This window comes from Confluentibacter flavum (genome assembly GCF_002843175.1).
GTDB lineage: Bacteria > Bacteroidota > Bacteroidia > Flavobacteriales > Flavobacteriaceae > Confluentibacter > Confluentibacter flavum.
Genome location: NZ_PJEO01000051.1, coordinates 1 through 23355, shown reverse-complemented (window position 1 = coordinate 23355; position 23355 = coordinate 1). Strand labels below are relative to the sequence as shown.

Here is a 23355-nt window from a genome sequence, read left to right as displayed (position 1 = left end):
ATGAATAACCTTTTTTGGATTGAAACCACATGATTCCATAACATTTCCATATACATTAGCGACCTTATATTTGTGAATTCAATTGGACAAAAGATATAATCTTATGAAAAATGCTATTGATGTAGTGCTCATTCTTTTATTTAGGTTTTGATGACATTTCCAATTTAAGAGTGCCACCTCCTACCAATTGTTCATGGTCCAATGTGTAACTCTTCATCCCATTATTATTGAAGTTTGCAGATTTTATATAGCAGTTTTCTTCCCCGTTGTTTTCAACTTCTATAACAATTCTTTTTCCTTCATAATAATCTTTGTTCAATTCAATTTCTATTCGATTAAAACTCGAGCCCGTAATTTGATAAACCGGGTTCAATTCCGTACCCGTCATTTGAAACAATCCTATTTTCATTAAAACAGCAAGTGACCCCATCAATCCCTGATCTTCATCTCCATTATAGCCACGATCAGTGGACAACTCCTCATATACGGTCTTGACGACTTGACTTACCCAATACTGTGTAAGATCAGGTCTTCCCAAATGTTGAAAGATAAAAGCTGTTTGTATAGAAGGCTGATTTCCATAGTTTATGGGTATACGTGAGTATTCTGGATGGTGCTCTTGGTCAATTGAAGTACCTATGGTAAAACCTAATTTTTTGGCTTCTTCAAATTGATGGTTGAGTTTTGCTATTGCTTTGTCATTACCACCCATAAGTTGAGCGAGACCCTCTAAATCGTGCGGTACAAACCAAGTGTTCTGAGCACCGTTTGCTTCGGAAAACCCAGCTCCATGCTTGTATGGATCATAGGGCTCAAGCCATTCGCCCATTTGGTTTTTGGGACGAACCCAGCCAGTAGTTGGGTCAAATACATTTTTATAATTTTTCGATCGGGTCATAAAGTAGTCATAGTCTTCTTGTTTCCCAAGCGCTTTGGCAAATTGTGCAAGACACCAATCCTGGTAGGCATACTCCAAAGTAAGGGATGGGCCGTTCTGATGATAGCCAAATTTCCCTTCTGGAATCGGATAGGGCACATAACCTTGCCCTATGTAGTAATTCAATCCGCCTCCCAATTTAGTCTTGTGTTCATAACCCGCCTTGTCCATAATTCCCCCGGGCATATGGTTTTTCTTTAGAGCTTCATAGGCCATCTCAAAATCAAATCCACGGATACCTTTCTGATAAGCACCAATTATAAACGGCGTACTGCTTGCCCCAGTCATCACATAAGTATAATTTCCTCCAGAAGGGCCTCTAGGCACCATGCCTCCATCCTTATAATATTGGAGAAGGGACTTAACAAAAGCCTCGGCTATTTCTGGATAAACCAGTTGCCAAAGCGTGTTAATTGTCCATTGAGCTCCCCAAAATGAATCGGAATTATAATGATCAAACAATGGCTTTCCATTCTTGGACAGAGGAAGTTGTTTAATCTTAAAGGTATCGGTTGTATTGTCTGGGTAATAGCCGTTGGCATCACTAATGGTTCGGCGACCTTGTAACGCATGCCAGAGATCCGTATAAAATCTTTGTACTTGTTCGTGTGAACCTCCTTTCACTTTTATCCTACCTAACAGTTGATTCCATTCAGAGCGGGATTCTTCCACAATTTGGTCAAAATCCCAGTGTGGCAATTCCTGATCCAGGTTAAACTTTGCATTTTTCAAGGAAGTGTATGAGAGCGCCACCTTCATCTTCACTTGTCCTTTGCTTTCGTTAAGCTTTACTAAGAATTTTCCACCACCTTTTAAAGTTGATATTTCCCTAATATCTCTATCAAAAACTATTCTAAAAAATACTTTAGTAGATTTGGGCCTTCTCCTGGTCGGTGCATTGGTAAGTTCTCCCTCTAAAACCCGAGGTTCAATTTGCGTTAACGATCCTTCAACTATTTTTGATGGCCCCAATTGACCACTTAGATTGATTAGAATGGCCCCGTTATCAGAATTATAATGGTATCTATGGAATCCAACTCTTTTTGTACTGGTCAGCTCTACATCGATATCATACCTATCAAGATAAAGTTTGTGGTAACCCGGTGAAACCTTTTCTTTAGCGTGATCAAAGGAAGAATAATAATCTTTATACAAACTTTTCTCATCAATTTTCTTCAAATCGATAGGCATAACCGAAATTCCGGAAAGTTGCCATGCATGAATATGACTAAACCCCTTAATCGTATCAACCTTATAGCGATATCCGCTGCCCCAAGCGCCATCAATTTCCGTATCCGGACTTAGGTTCACCATTCCAAAAGGACGACAGGCGGAAGAGAAGAAAAACCATCTTGAATTTTCCGAATCCAATTGCGGGTATACATAATCCACATAAGCTAAATTTTTCTTGGTGTCATCGGTACTTTGACAGCTTACATTTAGCATTAAAAAACAGCATGATACAAACAAATAGAATTTCCAATTGAGAAGCGGTTTCATTTTCTATTTATAATATTGGTTCCCAACCTGGTTCATAAGTTCTTTTCCAAAGTCCCATGGCTTCCCTATCAAATATTCTTCCTGTATTTCCATCCACATTAAAGCCTTTTTTGATTCGAGAGGATATATTGGCATAGTGCGTCAACATTTGGGAAATAGCGCCCTCTTCAATAGGTGATCTCAAAGCTTCTTTTGACCTGATTGCATTGAAGAAATTCACGGCGTGATTCGTTGACATATCTCCTCCGCCTCCCAATGCGAGACCCTCTTCATTGCCACCTTTACTTTCCTTAATCAATTCCCCTTTAAGATTGTAAACTTCGTAGCCTCCTCGGTCTATCATTACCGAACCTTTAGAGCCATAGATAATGGTACCACGACCGCGACCACTATATTTGGAATAACGGTTACGACTACAACCATCCCATTGAATGATCTTATTATCGGGAAACCTATAAGTTGCTTCCATGGTATCATACATTTCCCATCCATCATCCAGAAAATAATTTTTATCAGCAATCACATCTACATATTCTGGATATTTTACATCCAATGCCCATCTGGCTATATCCAGTTCATGTGTTGCATTATTACCCATTTCGGCGGTCCCATAATCCCATCCATACCAATGCCAATTATAGTCCCATAAATCGTGGAGGTACGATTTTCTTGGAGCTGGTCCTTGAAAAAGGTCCCAGTCTAAGCCCTCAGGTATTGCAGCTTCTACAGGATGTGGAATCTCCCCTCTACCATTAGCATAGAAAGCTATTGCTTTATAGGTATTGCCTATAATACCATTATGGATTTTATTAATGATATCAATACTTTGAATGGCAGACCTTTGCTGGTTTCCCATTTGCACCACCTTGTTATATTTCTTTTGAAATGCGACCACAATTTCATTCTCATGAGGGTTATGGCTACATGGCTTTTCAAGATACACGTGTTTCCCGGCCTTCATAGCCATACAAGCTCCTGGTGTGTGCCAATGGTCTGGCGTGGCCATAAAAATCGCATCGATATCCTTGTCCTCTAATATTTTTCTAATATCTTTTTCCTGTTTGGGATTATATGTTAAATTTTCGGCCACTCTTTTCACTGCCTTTTCTAATTGGCTATCCCGAACATCGCATAGGTAGTCTAGGCGTACATTAGTTCGCTTGTCTGCGATGGAAGGGATATATGCTCCATATCGTCTTCCCAAACCCTGAATGGCAACATGAATCCGATCATTTGCCCCTAATATATTATTATAACTTTTAGCAGTCATGGCATTGATACTGCTGGGTAGTCCCAAACCAATAGCAGCTACCGTTGTTTTTTTTATAAAATCTCTTCGCCCTCCCATAAATTTATATTTAAAATATTGGTTTAATTTTGATGTTCTTAAAACTTACTCTATCCCCATGATCCTGCAACAATATGTGGCCTCTATCTCCCTCCCCGAAGTTGGGCCATTTAGCATACTTGCTTTCAGAGACCAATTTGCGATATGCTTCGCTCTTACGCTCGTATTCCAAAACTTTTGTGCCATTGAGCCAATGCTCGACATGGTTATCCTTTGAAATGATGTGGGCAGTATTCCATTCCCCAATCGGGTTGATAGGTTTATTAATATCTGCTTGGATTAGATCATACAAAGATGCCACTGTACGGCTACCTTCCTGACTACCCAGTTTTGCATCCGGATGCCTTTCATCGTCCAATATTTGATATTCAAGACCAATTGAGGAACCAGATCCCTTATTAAGGTCAGTATCCACATAATATTTGATACCACTATTGGCTCCCTCTGTTAATTTAAAATCAACTTGTAATTCAAAATCACCATACAGATCAGTAGTTACAATATCGCCGCCTGCCGCAGATTCTTCGCCACCGGAGGAAAGAACAGTCAACACACCGTCTTTGATTTCCCATCCTTTATCAGGAAAATTATCCAGTTGGGCGCCACGCCATCCCAAGGTACTTTTGCCATCCCATAACATTTTCCACCCGTTTTTTTCTTCATTTATGGTAAGCTGATTTTTGGTCACTACAGGTGCCAAGGGCATTTTTTTACTATACTTTGAAAGGCTATCGGTCAAAATTTTGATGTTTTTCCAAGCAATCTCCGTTCCTTCCTTCTTTTCTTTGCCGATTCCATGTACTTGAAGGGCAATAAAACCACTTGCTGTTTTATCATCAATCAAATGGGCAGCAGGTACTCCATTAATCCAAGTTTTTATGGTATCACCGATTGCTTCGATACGATAATGGTTCCAATCGTTTTGTTTAAAGGCTTTTTGGGCCGCTGGATTATTGTCTAAATTAACAAGCCAACCTCTTCGTGCTTCATCATAGATTCCAGCACTCCATGCACGTTTCGATGGGTCTATCTCGATTTGATAGCCATGCACCCTTCCATCCCGATAATTGGGAAAGCTATTGCTTCTTATTTGGATTCCCGAATTCATCGTTGAATCCACTTTGTAATCCAGTTCCAAAATAAAATCATCGTACATCTTATTTGTTGTCAAAAAGGAATTGGGCGTATCATGGATAGTAGATCCCACGATGGCACCCTCATTTACTTTATAAATGGCTTTCCCACCCTTTTGATTCCATCCGTTGAGAGTTCCATCGGTCAAATTGACCCATGGTGTATTGTCTTTTGGGGCTTCAGCACATGCCCAACACTGTAGAAGGACCAAAGCCCCTAGTTTAAGTTTGTTCATTTTATTTATCATTAGTTAGAAATTATATTTTATAATTTGATTATAAGTCAAAAAGACCAAATAGCATAAGACCCTTCTTATTGGATAATAGTATATACAACTTTACTTTAAACTATAATGTCCCCATTTCTTCAATTTAATAGGCTTTTTTTTAAATCACCATTTATCTGTTCTAAAAGAGGATGCCGGTATACCATGTATATTATATAGGTCACCATCTACAAAATTTTTGAACCCATATCTTGCCGCTACCGGTTCTGCCACTTCCTCGGAAACAAGTATGATTCCCTTTCCTTTGATTCGTGCCTTGGCGGGATAAAATATTTGATTTTTCCCAGCCACTTCGAACAACTTCAATTCCTTCCCGAAAGAGGTTAGGTTTTCACTGAAATTGAGCTCTACGGTTGAACCTTCAATTTTCATATCCAAATATTCCGGACTTCTTGCCGAAATTCCCTCAATACCATATGTTTCCTTCAAAGCAAAATAGGCAAGTCTCTCTCCCGCTGCTCTTTTATTTGCCGGATGAATATTCCGTTCTTCCCCAACATCCAGTAATGAAACCATTCCAGAATTAGGAATTTCTTTGGAAGCTTTCAACTGAGCCTCCCTTAAAAAGGCCGAATTCACTTTATTATCATACTCGTAGGGTGCTATCTGACAGTAATAGAAGGGAAAGTTACCAATACCCCATTTTTCACGCCAGTTCTGAACCAGTTTCACCATCATTTCATCGTAGATTTCAGGATTCTCACGGTTGGACTCCCCTTGATACCATATAACACCCTTTATATTGAAATTAAGCATTGGGTTTATCATCGCATTGAATAACGTAGAAGGCGAACTCTCCCAATGTTCAGGGGCAAATGTTTTTATGGTGCCTTCGTCTAACCATCGCTGAATCTGGGTCCCTCCCCAATTAGAAGAAATCAATCCAACCGGAACATCTAAAATTTCCTGCAGAAGATTTCCAAAGAAATAGCCAGTTGCACTAAAGTCAGGAGCGGTTGATCTGTTACAAACTTTCCAATCTCCCTTAAAGTTATCTTCAGGCTCTTCACTCTTTGCTCTTTCTACTGTAAAAAATCGTATGGACGGATTATTCGATTTTAATATGGCTTCATTGGCTCCTAAGATTGGGTCATTCCCAGCTCCACGTAAGGTCCGCTCCATGTTAGACTGACCTGAACATAGCCATACCTCTCCAATCAGAACATTATCCAATACCAACTCCTGACCATCGGACATTTTAATTATGTAAGGCCCACCAGCTTCTGGTGTGCTTACTTTAATCTTCCAGTTACCCTCTTTATCGGAGGTAGTTTCATAAGATCGATTATTCCATGAAGTAGAGACCGTGACTTTGCTTTTGGTCTTTGCCGTTCCCCAAACAGATACTTCACTGTTTCGTTGAAGTACCATATTGCTACCGAAAATAGCTGGTAGTTTTATTTCAGCATATACTGCTGTATTCATTGAAATACAACTAATAAACAAGAAGCATTTTACTGTCATTTTTTTTAGTGATACGACTTTCCTTTCCATTAGATTCATCTTAAACTGATTTATTTTTTACAATAATTTAAAGCTTCCCTTTGCACGTATATCTGCTGAGCTAGACCCTATGAGTACCTCAAATTCCCCTGGTTCGACCGTCCAGTTCATATCTCTGTCAAGCAGTTGTAAATCTTCTGGTTTTAAGGTGAAATGCACTGTTTTGGTCTCGCCCGGATTTAAGGTAATGCGCTCAAAACCTCTTAACTGGATCTCATACACGATTACACTGCTTACCAAATCCTTGAAATAGAGCTGCACGACCTCATCACCCTTCACTTTTCCAGTATTGGTCACATCTACGGATACTTCGATCTGCTGTTGGGTCTTAGCTGTCTCCGGGGTAATTTTTAAGTTCTTGTATGCGAACTGAGTATAACTCAATCCGTAACCAAATGGATAAAGTTCCCCTACTACGGATGTCTTGCCAGTGCCGTTAGGACCTGATGAAGACTGACCAACCTGTGAACTTGGTTTGTATGGAAAATTCAACTCCAATTGACCAACGGATCTCGGAAAGGTGATGGGCAATTTTCCTCCCGGATTGTAATCGCCGAATAAGGTCTGAGCAATGGCATTTGGACCTTCAGTATTTGGAAACCAAGCTTCCACAATGGCAGGAATGTATTGGTTTTCCCAATTGATTGTCAACGGTCTTCCATTTATTAGGACAAGGACTATGGGTTTACCTGTCGCTTTAAGAGCTTGTAGCAATTGAAACTGTCTTCCCGGCAGCCCCAGACTAGTTCTGGATCGGCTTTCGCCACAGCGTTCTTCATCCTCGCCCATTACGGCTATGATCATATCCGACTTCTGAGCCTTCGCAACGGCATCATCGATCATCTGCTGCTCCTGATCCGAAAGTGGGATGGGAATGATTTCACTCTCGGGCCATGCTTCATCCACTACTTCACACCCCAGCGAGAAGTCAACATTGGCTTTGGTTCCAATATAGTTTTGAATGCCCTCTAGTACACTTTTTACTTCCAAATTTTGGGGGCCGTATCGACTCACATAAACAGACTTGTCAACAGCCAAAGGACCTGTTACCAAAATATTGTCCAGCTTATTGAGATTGAGTGGTAAAATATTATTCTCGTTCTTAAGAAGAACTAATGACTCTTTTGCCATTTGCAGCACAAAGTCTTTAGTATCATTGGCCACAATCTTGTCTGCCGCATTGGTATCTTTTACATAGGGCTCATCAAAAAGTCCTAATTCAAATTTCACCCTTAAAACATCTCTAACATTACGATCAAGAGTTGCCATGGAAAGTTCTCCATTATTAACCAGTTCCCTTAACGGTAGAATGTAATCCTGTGGTGGGGTAAAGTGCGTACGGACATTCAAACCAGCTTCTGCTACCTGTCGCACTCCTTCTTTATAATCCTCGGCCACATGGTGTTTTCTATGAAGAAACTCAACGGCCTCGCTATCAGAAACCACATACCCTGTGAAACCGTACTCTTTACGAAGAAGCTCAGTTAGGAAATAGTAGCTCCCACTCACCGGAATTCCATCCCAGTCGTTGTAACTACTCATCACGCCTTTCGGATGTGCTTCGCCAATCACTCTTTTGAAAGGATACAAATGCATCTGATGGAGTTCCCTTGGAGCCACATGTGGATCCGTTCGAACCCTACCGTCCCTTCCTCCCTTTGGAACACTATAAACCACATAATGCTTCAGGGTAGAGGCCACTCCCTTGGACTGAATACCTTTTACCATTTGGATGCCGAGTTCGGAAACAAGGAAAGGATCCTCACCATAACACTCGACTACCCTGCCCCATCTTGGGTCTCTCGCCAGATCCAAGATTGGTGCATAGATATTCGTATAACCTAAGGCCTTACCTTCCCTACCAACAATTTCACCGGCTTGTCTCACTAAGTTCTTGTTCCAAGTACTACCAATGGCTATGGGTGATGGAAGCGGAGTTGCTTTTTCATGGTTCAAACCATGAATACCTTCATTAGTGAAATCTACAGGTATGCCCAATCTTGTTTCTTCAATAAACCATTTCTGAATGGTGTTGATGGCTTCCGCATGTTTGCTATACGGATAGGAATACTGTGTAGGTTTAAGACCATTAAGTTGCTCGTCTATATTAGCAATCCCGTCTTTCCATACCTCATTTTTCCAGCCTGGAGTGGGCAATTCATCTTTCAAAACCCTCTTATAGCCATAAAGCGTAGCACATTGAGCCGTTTTCTCATTGACGTTCATTTGACGCAATAAGTCCTCGACTCTGGCATTAATTTCAGCTTTAGGGTCTTCGAAAATGTCTTTCTGACCATTCTTATTAAAATCAATCCAGCCTTTTTGGTAAATCTTTTTGTTTTGGGCTATGGCACTAAATGAAATGCCGACAAATATTAGAAATAAAACTTTTGTTAGTTTCTGATGTTTCATACGATATTTAGATTATTCTTCTTATCTCTCCTATTGTTATATTGATGATGCACACCTGATAATCTGCAACGTTAGGATCATCGGGATACCAAAAAATTGGTTTTATCTAATAAGATTTGACTTGCTCATATATGTTTATTTGTAAGTGAACCAAACCGAACCCAGACCATCGAGTGATTCTCCCTGTAATTTTTCATCCCTAAGTAATTTAATTCGAAGTGTCTGTTTCATATTTGGATCAACACTTTCAACATTCACAATATTTACAGGCGATGTATCTCTCCAACCCAAAGATTGTTGACTATTACAAAAAGCAATTACTTTGTTGTTCTGAACGATTTCAAACCCCTCTGTGTTTAAGCCTTGCTTACCTCCTTCATAAACAAAAGCAACTTCCCATTTACCTGGTTTGTCTATAATGCCAGTTATATCATATTCAAGCACTTCGTTTTCAGGTGTATCTTCTGGTTTCCATTGACATGCCAGTTTTTCCCCATCAATCTTTTGATAGTTTACTCCTAACAGATCCAGTCTCTTTTCATTTTCCCTGAGTCTTGATTTAAATTCGCCATAGCTGCGATAACTCATATCCGTCCAACCCACTTCAGCCAACGCTAACATTCTTGGCCAAGTCATGTAATCAACCTCTCTCTGATTACTTACACTTTCAGTCCACAATGGGCATTCTACACCAATGATATTCTCTCTATTAAAAAAATGCTTCCAATACTTATCTGGGACAACCGTATTATAAATTCTTTCAATATTACGTTGTCCATTAGGATAATCTAAATAGAAGGTTGTCCCCGAAGACAATATAATCTTATGCCCTTTTTCTGCTGCTCTAAAACCTGGATATGCTGACCGCCAGCTCTGAATAATAGCACCTTCAATATTCTCTATATGTTCATTTTCAATGATTTCATCCCAACCAATCATTATTTTATCGTGCTGTTTTACTAGTGTTTTCACTCGGCCTATAAATTCATCCTGCAATGCATATATTTTTTCACGGTCTGCCTTGTCTGAAGAATTCTTAGTGACCCCAGCTTTAGAAGTACATCTCGGACATTTCATCCAATTACTCTTCTGAGCTTCATCACCACCTATATGGATATAAGGGCTTGGAAATATTCCCACAATCTCCTTAAGTACATCATTAACAAATTCATAGACCTTTTCATTGGATGGACACATATTATCTGCACTGATTCCAGCTTTTGTCATAACAGCAACTGGATTACCATGACAAGAAAGTTCAGGATAAGCAGCAACAGCTGCCAGTGAATGACCTGGCATATCAATTTCGGGTATGATCATGACCTCTCGTTCTTTTGCATATTCAACAATTTCTTTTAGGTCTTTTTGGGTATAAAATCCACCTTGCTTTTTGCCATTATCCAGTATGTTCCATGCTCCTATTTCTGTTAATTTAGGATACTTTTTAATTTCCACACGCCAACCCTGATCATCAGTAAGATGTAAATGGAAACGATTAATTTTATAAAGTGCTAATAAATCAATCTGTCTTAGAATCGTCTCTTTAGAGAAGAAATGACGACTCACATCCAGCATATAACCACGCCAAGATAAAGCAGGAGCATCCTTAATTTCTACACAAGGTATTGACCAAATAACATTTTCTTGTTCTTTATCAGAAAACACTTCTACGGGCATTAACTGCAAAAAGCTTTGAACAGCATAGAATAAGCCTTTCCTGCTTTGAGCCTTCAAAAAAATGTTTTTGGGGCTTACTACGAGTTCATAGTCTTCTGCATCAGTTTTTATGGTTTTTCCTTCCGTTGTTATTAGTATATGACCTTCCCGGTTTTTGTTAACGGGCAAAGAACTAACCTTAAGGTTTTTTCCTATTGTTACTGTTAGATAATCAGAAAGGTAAAGAGCAACACTTTTTGCCTCCTCACCATCATATAAAATAATGGTATTCGAAGATATAAGGAAATTACCATCCATGGCTTTAATATGATTTGGCCGTGGGATGATATCATATTTAAAACTTTTTCCACCTGTGTCAGAAATATCAACACTAGTAACTCTTTCAACTTGTCCAAAGGCTAAACCAAAGGATACTAATAACATACAAACTACACTAAATCTAAAAATCATATTTTTTTTATTTTAATTAACATTAACAACCTACCTCTTTAAAGGTCTTACCATATTAAATATTTCGTCTTCTGGATTGTGGCATGCAAAAAACACATGAGTAGGCTTACCATCTTGTACCAATACCTGAGGTCTTTCAAGTTTTTTCATCTTAACACGCGTTCCATCTGACAAGCTTATTGTTTTGCTATAAGCTGAAGGTTCATCAGCTGTTTTCCAAGTAATACCATCGTTGGATGAAGCCATAAATCCAGCTCCTGCTTCACCTGTTATGGCCGCATTCATACACTTAGCTAACATTCGATATTTTTCTCCATCATACCATATATATGGATCCTCAACACTTGAATCAACAGGGGTGAATTTTATTCTGTTATCCTTACCCCCTCTTTTGTACTCCCCCAGATAATGATCTGCTTTAACTACTCCAAACTGTAATGTTCTGTTATCGTTACGTTCAGGATAAGGCACTGGTGCGCTTTTATAAACTAAAAGAACGCTTCCATCTTCATGAATAAATGGTGCAGGATTACTGGTGATTGCGGCATCCCAATTACCAGGTCGAGGTGAAAGAATAGGTTCATCCCTCCGTTCAAAAGGGCCTATTGGAGAGTCGGATATTGCAATACCAATACGCTTATTGTTCCACGCCTTTTCGTAGTCTTCCCTAGATGGAATCGAATCAACAGGTTTATAAAAATCATACGTAACTCCAATATAATACAGTACGTATTTTCCATCATGGTACTGAATGCTAGGATTGTGGGTCATCATTCCATCCCAATGTTCTTTTCCTCTTGAAGGTAAAACAACTGATTTAAATTCATAAGGTCCTTCTGGCCGATCCGATACGGCCACAACAACCTCGGAATTTGTTACCCATGCCCTCATGGAAAGTGTTGAAGGCCACCTACTGGCATACATATAATATTTGCCATCGGCTCCCTTAATTACAGAACCACCCCACACAATGTATCCATCCATTCTAAATGCGCCTTCTTTAGGGGAAACATCCCAATTCCCATAAAAGGGATTGTCATTTTTTTGGGCTATACAAGCACAAGAAAAAAATAAAGATGTTACTATACCTAGAAAAAGCAACATAAATAATCTAAAATGTTTTGAATAAATTTTCATAAAAATCAATATATTTTGGTTCAAACCTTTGGGGTCAGTATCAATGATAATCTGGCCATTTCCCTATGATACGACACCATCTTTTTCTCCTTTTTATAATAATATCATAAATAATGAAATTCTTGTTTTATTTACTTTTCATTTTCTTACAAGCCATGTAATTGTAATGTATAAGTATATCTTGATTAATTAAACTTAATGGATGTCGTTTCATTCTTTGCCAGTGAGATAGCTTTACTCTTCTCTCCTGCCACTAAAGTCACCTCTCCTCCTACTGGTGAATAGATGCTTGCCTCTACAATTTTTCCGTTTTGCCATTTCATATTCACCTCAAAGTTTCCTCGTGCTTTCAGCCCTTTTACCTCTCCATCCTTCCAGGCCGTTGGCAACGCCGGTAACAAAAAAATCTTACCAGGTACATGAGACTGGATAAGCATCTCTGCGACACCTGAGGTACCTCCAAAATTTCCATCAATTTGAAAAATCTTTGAAGAATCTAAATTTGTAAAATTTAAGCTCAATTGATTTCCTATAAGTGCCTTTAAATGTTCGTATGATTGATTCCCATTACCCAATCGCGCGTAAAAATTAATAATCCAAGCCCTGCTCCATCCGGTCTGTCCCCCTCCTTTAGACAGGCGTTTCTCTATTGTTTTCTCTGCTGCTTTAAATAGATTGGGTGTTTGTTCCGAAATTTGAGAAGATGGATAAAGTCCATATAAATGGGAAATATGTCGATGTCCAATTTCAACTTCTTCATAATCTTCGTACCATTCCTGAATGGTTCCGTCCGCACCTATTTTTGTCTTTGGCAACTTTTTTAAGGCCTCCTTAATTTTTGGTGACAGTTGGCTAATCCCTAATTCATCCTCAGCCTCTAAACATGCCTGAAATACATCTCGAATAATCTGAATATCCATGGTAGCAGCAGTAGTATTTAATTGCTTATTTCCCGTTTTGGGATTGATGTACATATTTTCAGGAGAGTAGGATGGTGCGGTAACGAGCTCTCCTTTGCCATTTTCCTTCACAAAGTCAAGAATAAATTGAGTCGCCCCTTTAATCATGGGATATGCTCTATCCTTTAAATATTTTTCATCTTTTGTAAATTGATAATGTCTCCAAACCGTTAGGGACATCCACGCACCAGCTAAGGGATAGCAGTATCCATTGGCAATCTGGGAAGTAATTGTAGATCCGTTTGGGGTAACCCTACCAAATGGATTGGTTGCGTGATGCACCATCCAACCATCTGAACCAATATACTTTTGGGCCGTTTCCTTACCTCTCTCAGTCAATCCTTCCATGTAGTTAGTAAGAGGGATTAATGATTCTGAAAGGTTGCATACCTCTGCTGGCCAGTAATTCATCTGAAGGTTTATATTTAAGTGGTAATCTGATTCCCAAGGTGCCCACATATCCTGGTTCCAAATGCCCTGAAGATTTGCTGGCAAGACTGCCCGTTGCATACCGCTAGCCATCATCAGATATCGCCCATACTGGAAAAACAAACGAGCTAGCCCAACGTCTTCTTTTCCCTCTTGAAGTCTGGCAACTCGTTCGTTTGTTGGCAGGCTATCCAATGACGGTCCATTAATATTTAGATAAACCCTATTAAATATTTTTTGGTGCGCCGCAACGTGATTACTTTTTAGATCCCCATATGGAATTTTAACAACAGACTGTAGTTTTTGATATGAATTTTTCTTTGCATCAATACCGCGATCGAAGTCCATCTTCCCAAGATTGTAATCGGTAGCTGCACTTACTATCAAGGTAAATTCAGTCGCATCTTCAATTGTCAACTCATTTCCATTAAAAGATACGTTTCCATCTGTAGATGAGAAAGCAACATGACTATTAAACTTCATATGATATCCTCCCTGACCAGATCCTCCTGGATTATCATCATACCCATTTGGGTCATCAAAGATTTGACCGTTTATTTCCAAGATATTATTTTCCAAAATGTGCTTGGTAATGTCATCTTCCCGATTGAAGCGCACCTTGCATGAGGTTTTAATGTCGTTCAGACTTTTGAAGTGATACACAATGACATCATAATCTGCTGAAATGAACGATTCTCTTAAATAACGATTTCCATCAATAGTGTATTTAGTGCTAGAAACCCCTTTTTCTAAATCCAGATTTCTCTTGTACTCATCTGTTTTTGATGCATGGTCAAACTGAAGATATAAATCTCCAAGCGGTTGATAAGAGCGTATCGAAGTGGGTGAAATCGCCAAATTTTCTCTTGCATAGTCAAACGCTACTCTATACTTTCCTTCAAGATTTAATTCCTGAAATCTAGTATAATGCTTTCCTATATTATCAGGATATGGGTTCTCTGGCATTCCGGCCCAAAGACTTTCTTCGTTGAGTTGAAGATGATCTTCTTTTACGCCACCAAAAACCATTGCGCCTAATCTACCATTACCTAAAGGCAAAGCTTCAAACCATTCCGATGCTGGTACGTTGTACCAAAGCTCATTCTTTGGAGTAGCTTCATCTACCCGACACGCCATCAAGAAGAGGCAAAAGGCAAGCACGCCCAGATTAATCCTTATTGAATTATTTAATTTCATTCTTTTCATTTAGATATTTTTCAAATAAATCGTACAAGTCATCAAGTTGAACTACCACTTCAGAATCCCTCAGAATCATTATGCCATTCCTTTTCCTGCTCCATATCTTGGAACGATACTACTGGTTTTCTTCAAACGATATCTTCTTTTTTCTCATGCCTTTTGGTGTCTATACCTCATGAACAGGCATAAGTATTGATCCAATACCATAATCATCTTAGATGTATTTTTAATTCTTATTGATTTTTCATATAAGGACCTACATACCCATAAAATCGGAATCAATAGTGAATTTCCCTTCTCCTTTTTTAATGACTGCCCTAAACTTGTCGGATAAGATAATATTGTTCGATGTCTTGAGGATGATTTCTTTTCCAGGAATCGTATTTTCAAGAAAGTTCATTTCACCTTCCTTGTTCAATATGTTTCCATAAAAGTTAATCTGTGTTTTTCCGTAATCAGGCACATACCCTTTCTTACCGCGAAATAATATTCCCGAGTTTCTCAAGCTACAATTGGTGATGGTAAAAACATCAACAGGCGTACTCACATTTACAAAGGGAAGTTCCCCATCATGCATAACCCTAACATTATCAAACAATAATTTTTCTTGTTGAGGAATATCGGCTCCTGGATAATAAGATCGACTCCAACTGCTGTTATCAAAATGGATAGAAAATGAAGATCGGGGTTTTTCCAGAAAAATATTTCTAAAAACCACATTTCTAACCCCTGCGGTGTACTGCACATCGTTCTGCATCATCACCCATTTGATGCCGTCCAGCACTACTGTTCCTTCTTCGTGTGTAGGCCTGGTTTTTGTTGTCCAAGTGCCTTTAATCGGATTACCATCGTCCCCAAGTCCATCAACTCTGTAAATACGTCCATTAGATACTACAGCATCTGCATTTTGTAGTTCCATTCCCTTTTCCCAGTCAATCCATCCACCTGCTAGAATTCGACAGAAAAAACCAATTATTTGCTGATTTTCCAAGTTTAAATCATGACAGTTCTCTATGACACCATTCTCTATCCATCCCACTTCCGGATTAGAATTGGCATAATCATGGGCATTCAGTGCCAGCGCATCGTCCAGGGTTTTGAAGGTAGCGTTGGAAATTCTAAAGCGATTGCCCCTGCCCAGATGGATTCCGTCTTTCTCACCTTCCAAGATTGTATCCTCTATTACCAGATCCTCGAAGGTGCATACATGAATACTGAATTGAACTCCCTTAATATCATTACACCTAAATCCTTCAATCCTTAAATCCTTGACATAAAAAAATGCAAGCTGTCCGCGCAATCCGAACACTTCATTGTAACGTTTTACCACATTATTTACGCTAATGTGCAATCCCTTCACCGTAATATGCTCATCCCACGTACGTGTTAGGGCTCCTTTATTAAGTAGGACATGTGTAAAAAGACCTACTTCATCAACTTTCTGCAGAATGACACCATTTCCAAAATCGAGAGTAGTATTGCTGCCAATATAGGTAGTTCCAGCCACTTTATAGATTCCGGGTTTACTCACTATAATCGTTCCTTTCTGGTCAACCGCTTTTTGCAACGCCTTTACATTTTCCATTCCTGTGGCATTAGGAGAAAAACCAAATTCTGCCGCATCCGTGAAGCCTCTTTCTTTTGCTTGTAAGGGCATTATTGTTATAAACAATAAGCCTAGTAATATAAATTTATGTATTACTTTGATTCCCATTTTATTATTTTTAATTTCATATTTGTCATCTTGTTTTCTATTTTTTTATATAACTAAATTATATACCCTAATTTTCTCAAATTCTGTTTGAGCTCACGATAAAAAAAAGGCAAGTTATTTGAGATATAGATAAGAGATTATAATAAAGTCAATTAATTAATTGACACTAGCTGAGTTTTGTTTTCTAATGTTGCTTCATTTTTAATTGAGGATTATTATCAAAATAATGCCACCCCAACACTCGTGTGATGGCACTATTCATAACTAAATCAACTCAATTAACTCAATGAACTCAATATCCAGGATTCTGTGTCAATTCAGCTCCTGTATTTAGATCTATTTCACGTTGGGGAATTGGCCAGAGATTATTATAATCTGCAATTGTGGTACCCGACCATTTGTTGAGGTCGCGTGTTCTTTCATACATAAGGCCTAGCCTCATAAGAGTCAATGTTCTCAATTCTTCCATTGTTAATTCCCTTGCGCGCTCATCCAATATGAAATTAATATCTACATCGCTACCTGATATGGGGTTTGCATTGGCTCTTTCCCTTACCTTATTAATATCTGCAGCTGCCAGTCCCAATTCTCCAGCACCCAAATATGCCTCAGCACGTAATAAATATGTTTCAGCTAAACGCATTACGTAATAATCCCGCCAAATTCTACCCGTATTAAAAACACCTCCTGGATGATTATTAGGAGTCGTGTTTTTCATAAAATAAGGGAACCAGTAACGTGGAGCCTCTTTCTCAACTGTTGAAAGCAATGCTGGTGTGCCAAAATACGCTGATGATGGATTATTATAAATAAAATCTCCTCTTTCAAATCGGCGGATGTTGTTGGAAGAATTCCTCATATCATTATCATAATTTCCATCATTATCAATATCCCAAATATCATAAGCTACATAATCTGTGAGTGTACACCAACCAACAGGTCTACCATATTCATCACCTACTTCAAATCCGCTTTTACCAGCAGGATCCTTTAATGACCAGTATCTACATCCCCAGGCTCTTTCCATTGTAAATCCGCTAGCTCCCGTTTCTATACCCCCACCAGGTGTTTCATATTCTATCTGCATGGCCCATATGGTCTCTTTATTTCCGCTCGATCTGTTTTGATTACCTCTTCTAAATAAATCCCAATACACATCACCTGTTTCGACTGACCTTGTCCCAAAACGACTGGTCATCAATTCGTAATTAGGATTATCAATGACTGCAGATGCCGCAGCAATGGCATTCGGCCATTGTTCTATGGCAATATATGCCTCTGCCAAAAGATGATATGCAGCAGCTTTTGTAATTCTTCCGGACTGTTGTTCAGTCTCTCTGAGATTTTCAGTTGCCGATAATAAATCAGCAATTATAAATGCATAAACATTTTCCTTTGATGCTCTAACTAGATCATTAGCGTTAGATTCCACCTCATAATCAATAATAGGAACGCCACCGAACAGTTGTACCAATATTCTATAAGCATAGGCTCTAAAAAATTTTGCTTCTGCTACTAACTCGTCTTTCTGAGTATCAGATTCCCAAAGGATTGCCGGGTTTTCAGCTCGAGTAATTATCACATTAGCATTCTTTATATTCTTATACATTAATTCCCAAAAATATGCCGAAAGGCCATCTGTTGAACTAATTGCTTCGTAGTTCATTCGGGCTCCACTAACAAAATTTTCTCCAAAACCTGCAAAATCTGCACCTAACCCCAACAAGACGTGAGGGTTTGTGCCATCAGCTCCAGTGAATATATCTCTCACATTCTTATGAAGATTTGCTACTGCAGCTTCGAATCCAACAGGTTCAAGGAAAGCATTACTTGAAGTCAGAAAATCTTTTGGTTCTTCTTCAAGAAACTTATCACTACAACTTACTAGCATGCTTGTTAGCAGCATACCAATTATCATTTTTGTATATATTGTTTTCATTGTTTTAATTTTTAGGTTTGTATTTTAGTAAACTAGAGTCCAATCTCCAATCCTAGTATCACTGTACTAATTATGGGTGTACTACCCAAACTGCTTCCTAATTCTGGATCGTATCCCGTCCAGTTAGTCCAAGTTGCTAAATTTTTTCCACTTGCATACACACGAAGCTTACTTAACCCCCACTGTTGTATAAAGTTAGTACTAGAAAAATCATAAGCTATAGTTACGTCTTGAAGACGAACAAAGCTTCTATCTTGATCATACCTATGATTAATTCTTGGCCTATAGTCAATTCTTGGGAACTCATTTGTAGGATTCGTAGGTGTCCAATATGGTATATTGACCATGTTGGCTCTACCTGGAAAGTAGTAGTTGGGGTTAAGCACTCCATTATTACGCAAATACCAATTATTGCCCCCTTGAATTGAATTTATAAAGAACGATAAAGTGAATTGTTTATAACTTAATGAATTAGTAATACCAAACCTATAGTTAGGGTTTTCATTGCCATAAATAACTCTATCATCTGGGGTTATACCATCTACACCATCAGTATCCAAGAGCCTAAAGTCTCCTTCTCGATAACGTCTTGGTAGCTCATCCCCTACTTGATATACACCGTCTAACTTATAATTATAAATTGACCCTAGTGATTCACCAATAAACCATCCTTCTGAAATGTCATCATCTTCTTGTCCATCACCATCTGCATCCTCTCCATACAAGGAAACTATCTTATTTCTATTCAAAGAAAATGAAACTTCGGTTTCCCATTTAAAATCCCCTGAATCTACATTCACTGAACTCAATAATATTTCAACTCCTTTATTTTGAACTTCACCGATATTGGTCCATTTCGTTGTATAGCCAGTATATGACGGTAAAGATCTTTGTACAAGTAAATCAACAGTTTTTGAATTATAAAAATCCAAATCACCTGAAAGTCTTCCATCAAACAGTTCAAAATTGAATCCTAAATTTAGAGATTTTGTAGTTTCCCATTTCAGATCATTATTTGCTATCGTCGTAATTTCATAACCATTCTCTGTGTTGCCCCCATCTCCAAATACATATTGAGTGGCCCCAACACGAGCAAGACTACTATATGCACCCAACCCTTGATTTCCGTTTTGACCATAGGATAATCTTAGTTTAAGAAATGATATCCAATCAGCAGATTTCATAAAATTTTCTTCGGAAAGTACCCACGCTAATGATGAGGAGAAGAAATTTGCATACTTATGGTTTGCTGCAAAACCAGAGAACCCATCGCGCCTAAAAGTATTTGTTATTAGATATTTGTTATCATACCCATAGTTAACACGAGCCATAAACCCTTCACTGGCCTGTTCAGTAAATCCTGAACTGACCGTTTGGGTTCCTCCCAATTGTACGGCATTGTATCCTAATATTTTAGTACCAAAATTGGTAGCTCTAATGTTGGATGTTTCAGAGTCCTGACTATCTCGAGTGTATACCAATGTAGCTCCGACCTTATGAATATTATTAAAATTGTTTTCATAGTTAAGAATATTATTCATCAGCCAACTATTCCTAAATTCATTAGACTTGGTTGCCAATCCATTTACTTCCTGAGCCCTTCTATCCCTATTAAAACTCGCCTGTCTATTCCAAGTTAAATTTTTAGAATAGCTATGCTTAAAGGTCAATCCCTTTACAGGGAGTTTAATATCTACATCCAATACGGTAAATAAATTATCTTGAATATCTAGGTTATCATTAAGCAAAGGCAGTAAGGGGTTTGCGATTAATTGATCCGTTTGAGGAAAATTTTCGTATTGGCTCGGATTATCAACCTGATAAATCGTGCCATACGGACTAGATAATATGCTTGTGCCAAAATCAGCCGCATCTCCAGAATAATCTCTGTTAGAATAAGAAGAGTTAAGACCTATAGTTAGCCATTCTGTAACATCTGTAGAAAAATTGGCTCTAAGCGTCGATCTTTTAAAATCATCTCCTATAATGATGCCATCTTGCTTGGTTAAAGTTCCCGACATATAATATTTTGTGCGCTCAGTTCTTCCCGAAATACCAAGTTCGTAATTTTGAATAGTTGCAGTTCTTAAAAGTATATCATACCAATCAACTTCACGTCCATTTAAATAATTATCTACTTCATTGGGTTCCAAATAATCAGCTACCTTAGTAGGGTCGGCTTCTTGTCCAGTGGCCTCTCTAAAATCCAATATTTTTTGCACATATTGATCACCGTCCATTATATCAAGAAGGTGCCCAGCTTGCTGAATTCCACCATATGTATTGAACGTGATACTTGGCTTTCCAATCTCCCCTGTACCGCTTTTCGTGGTAATTAGAACTACTCCATTGGCGGCTCGAGAACCATAAACGGCAGCGGCACTCGCATCTTTAAGAAAATCAACACTTTTAATATCAACGGCACTAAAATCAAGAAGTGAACCTGAATAAATGATACCATCGACTACAAGCAGCGGATTATTGCTACCGGAAAGTGAATTTTGACCCCTTATAGACAATCGAGGTTCTTCACCAGCAGCACTTACCGCTCCAATATTAATACCGGGAGCTTTTCCCTGCATAGCTTGCAGGATACTTGTGTTAGCTGTTAAATTGGCATCTTCAAAATCTATAGACACAACGGAACCTGTAACATCTTTCTTTGTGGAAGTACCATAGCCAACAAGCACTACCTCATCCAATCCCTCAGCACTTTCTTTAAGAGAAATATCCAACTGAGATTGTCCTTCTATGGCTATTTCTTTTGTTACAAAGCCAATATAGGAAATTATCAAAATAGCATTTTTATCTGTTAGCTTAATTGTAAAGTTACCATCAAAATCGGTTTGCGTTCCGTTAATGGTTCCTTTTTCAATTACGTTTGCTCCTGATAATGGCTGTCCTGACTGATCTTTTACCGTACCGGAAACATTGTATTCTTGTACCTTTTCCTCTAAAGTTTTAGGAGGGATTTCTTTTATTATTATGGCATTGTTAGCATTTAAGGTAATTTCCAAATTTCCGTGCGACAAGCTTCGCTTTAGTAATTCGTTTGTTCTTATTACCCCTTTTTTTACTTGTACTTTGGGAAAGTCCTCAAAAATTCCTTTCTCATAAAAGAACTTGTAGTCTGTTTGTTCCATTATGAGATAAAAAACTTCATTCACTGTTAATAGTTTATCTTCTGCAATTTTAACCTTAGAGTTTTGAGAAACAATATCGTTAGGAGATAAAGCGAAAAAAGCTGTACAAAAAAAGAAAACCATTATTCTCATAATATTCATTAATAACTGCTTTCTAAACGGAAAGGCAGGATTAGTTAAACTTATTTCCATAAATTTGTGTTTTATTGGTTAATTAAAAATTTTAGTTATTCAGTAATCTCAAGGGGATAGAGTTATAAACTTTTGCGGGTTAAACTTTATCCTTCTTTTTTTTAAAAGTTTTTTTTATTTCATTGGCTATAAATATTAGTTGGTTTAGTTTTTATTTTAAAATTATTATCTTATTTCCTTTTATTTCATAATTATTAATTGTTGAAGATTTCATAATTGATAATATTTCTTCAATATTTTGGTCCTTATCCAATGACCCTATGAATTCCAAAGATTCCAGCTCTGTGTTCTCAAAAATGATATCTACATCATACCATCTGGACAAAACTTTCATTATTTCTTTTAATGGTTTACTTCTAAAACTAAAAACGCCATCTTTCCAAGATATTTGCTCATACACATCTACTTCCTTAATTTGAATGGTACCATTCCTTACATCAAAATTTGATTGTTGATTTGGTTTCAAATTTTGAATTGTCTTGCCATTACCTACAGCTACTTTACCTTCAACCAACGTTGTATAAACATTGGTTTCGTCCTTGTAAGCTTTTATATTAAATTCAGTCCCTAAAACTTCCACTTCTTGGGCATTATTGATTACTTTGAATGTTGAACCTCCATGCACTGTACTTGGTGAGACATCGAAATAAGCCTCTCCGTAAACAAGCTCTACTTCCCTAGTCTGTCCTTTAACAAAATTTACCGGGTACTTTAACTGGGTTTCTGAATTTAGCCAAACTTCTGTCCCGTCAGACAAAACAATATTAAATTGGCCACCTCGAGGAATGGTTAGGTAATTATATACAACTTTAGCAACATTTCCTTCTCCAGATTTATAAACGATTTTCTCCCCATTGCTATTAGCTTTTTGAGTTTGGACCGTACTGCCTTTTTCCAATACCAAAACGGACCCATCTTCTAAGGTCAATGTAGCTTTATCGGTACCTGGCACTATATTACTGTCTACTATGGTTGATGGTTTTACTTGGGGTGAATTATTTATATCATCTTGAAATAAATAAGCTGTTGCAAGAATTCCAATTAAAACCGCAGCTGCAACATACCTTAAGATTGGAAATATTCTTTTTATTGACGGCTGCTTCTTTTTATTTGTTTCTAATATATTATTATAGATACGATTAGCGGCGGCTTCTTCCATGTCTGGATAAGCCTCTAGCAGTTTTGAGACCTCTTCAATAGTTGGTACACCCGAAAAATCCTTGGATTTCTGGAAATATGCCACAATCTGTTGCACTTCTTCTTCGGAACATTCCCTCCTTATATATTTATTAAATAATTCTTTGATTTCAATTGATTCCATTATTATTATATCGCTGTTGATATATATAATACCCTTGAGACCAAATAGAATACTATTCAAATTGCATTTTTTTT

General features: G+C 38.1%; 12 protein-coding genes. All 12 read right to left on the bottom strand.

Going from position 1 to position 23355, the window contains the following annotated elements:
• Positions 1 to 136: 136 nt before the first annotated feature.
• Entirely contained in the window at positions 137 to 2437 is a 2301-nt protein-coding gene (locus tag CSW08_RS13815) for a GH92 family glycosyl hydrolase (protein ID WP_203226903.1), read from the bottom strand.
• Positions 2438 to 2444: 7 nt separating this feature from the next.
• The gene (locus tag CSW08_RS13810) at positions 2445 to 3785 is read right to left on the bottom strand and encodes a Gfo/Idh/MocA family protein (RefSeq protein WP_106660459.1); all 1341 of its coding nucleotides are present in this window, start codon (positions 3783 to 3785) and stop codon (positions 2445 to 2447) included.
• Positions 3786 to 3795: 10 nt separating this feature from the next.
• On the bottom strand, positions 3796 to 5166 hold the full coding sequence (locus CSW08_RS13805) for a 3-keto-disaccharide hydrolase (RefSeq protein WP_238987273.1): 1371 nt from the start codon (positions 5164 to 5166) through the stop codon (positions 3796 to 3798).
• Between the two features lie 144 nt (positions 5167 to 5310).
• A complete protein-coding gene (locus tag CSW08_RS13800; RefSeq protein WP_203226902.1) occupies positions 5311 to 6630 on the bottom strand; it encodes a sialate O-acetylesterase in 1320 nt (439 codons plus the stop codon).
• Positions 6631 to 6726: 96 nt separating this feature from the next.
• Positions 6727 to 9120, bottom strand: a complete 2394-nt coding sequence (locus CSW08_RS13795; protein ID WP_106660458.1) for a glycoside hydrolase family 3 N-terminal domain-containing protein — start codon at positions 9118 to 9120, stop codon at positions 6727 to 6729.
• 135 nt (positions 9121 to 9255) lie between these two features.
• A complete protein-coding gene (locus CSW08_RS13790; RefSeq protein ID WP_262496563.1) occupies positions 9256 to 11220 on the bottom strand; it encodes a beta-N-acetylhexosaminidase in 1965 nt (654 codons plus the stop codon).
• Between the two features lie 57 nt (positions 11221 to 11277).
• The gene (locus tag CSW08_RS13785; protein ID WP_106660456.1) at positions 11278 to 12384 is read right to left on the bottom strand and encodes a glycoside hydrolase family protein; all 1107 of its coding nucleotides are present in this window, start codon (positions 12382 to 12384) and stop codon (positions 11278 to 11280) included.
• Between the two features lie 185 nt (positions 12385 to 12569).
• The gene (locus tag CSW08_RS13780) at positions 12570 to 14909 is read right to left on the bottom strand and encodes a glycoside hydrolase family 95 protein (RefSeq protein WP_203226901.1); all 2340 of its coding nucleotides are present in this window, start codon (positions 14907 to 14909) and stop codon (positions 12570 to 12572) included.
• A gap of 319 nt (positions 14910 to 15228) precedes the next feature.
• Positions 15229 to 16686 (bottom strand): glycoside hydrolase family protein, encoded by a 1458-nt coding sequence (locus CSW08_RS13775; RefSeq protein WP_157831494.1) that lies wholly within the window; start codon positions 16684 to 16686, stop codon positions 15229 to 15231.
• A gap of 292 nt (positions 16687 to 16978) precedes the next feature.
• Complete coding sequence (locus tag CSW08_RS13770) at positions 16979 to 18625, bottom strand: RagB/SusD family nutrient uptake outer membrane protein (RefSeq protein ID WP_106660453.1); 1647 nt, start codon at positions 18623 to 18625, stop codon at positions 16979 to 16981.
• 32 nt (positions 18626 to 18657) lie between these two features.
• On the bottom strand, positions 18658 to 21960 hold the full coding sequence (locus CSW08_RS13765; RefSeq protein ID WP_106660452.1) for a SusC/RagA family TonB-linked outer membrane protein: 3303 nt from the start codon (positions 21958 to 21960) through the stop codon (positions 18658 to 18660).
• A gap of 151 nt (positions 21961 to 22111) precedes the next feature.
• Positions 22112 to 23355, bottom strand: a 1244-nt coding sequence (locus CSW08_RS13760; protein ID WP_106660150.1) for a FecR family protein, incomplete at its 5' end; no start/stop codon positions are given.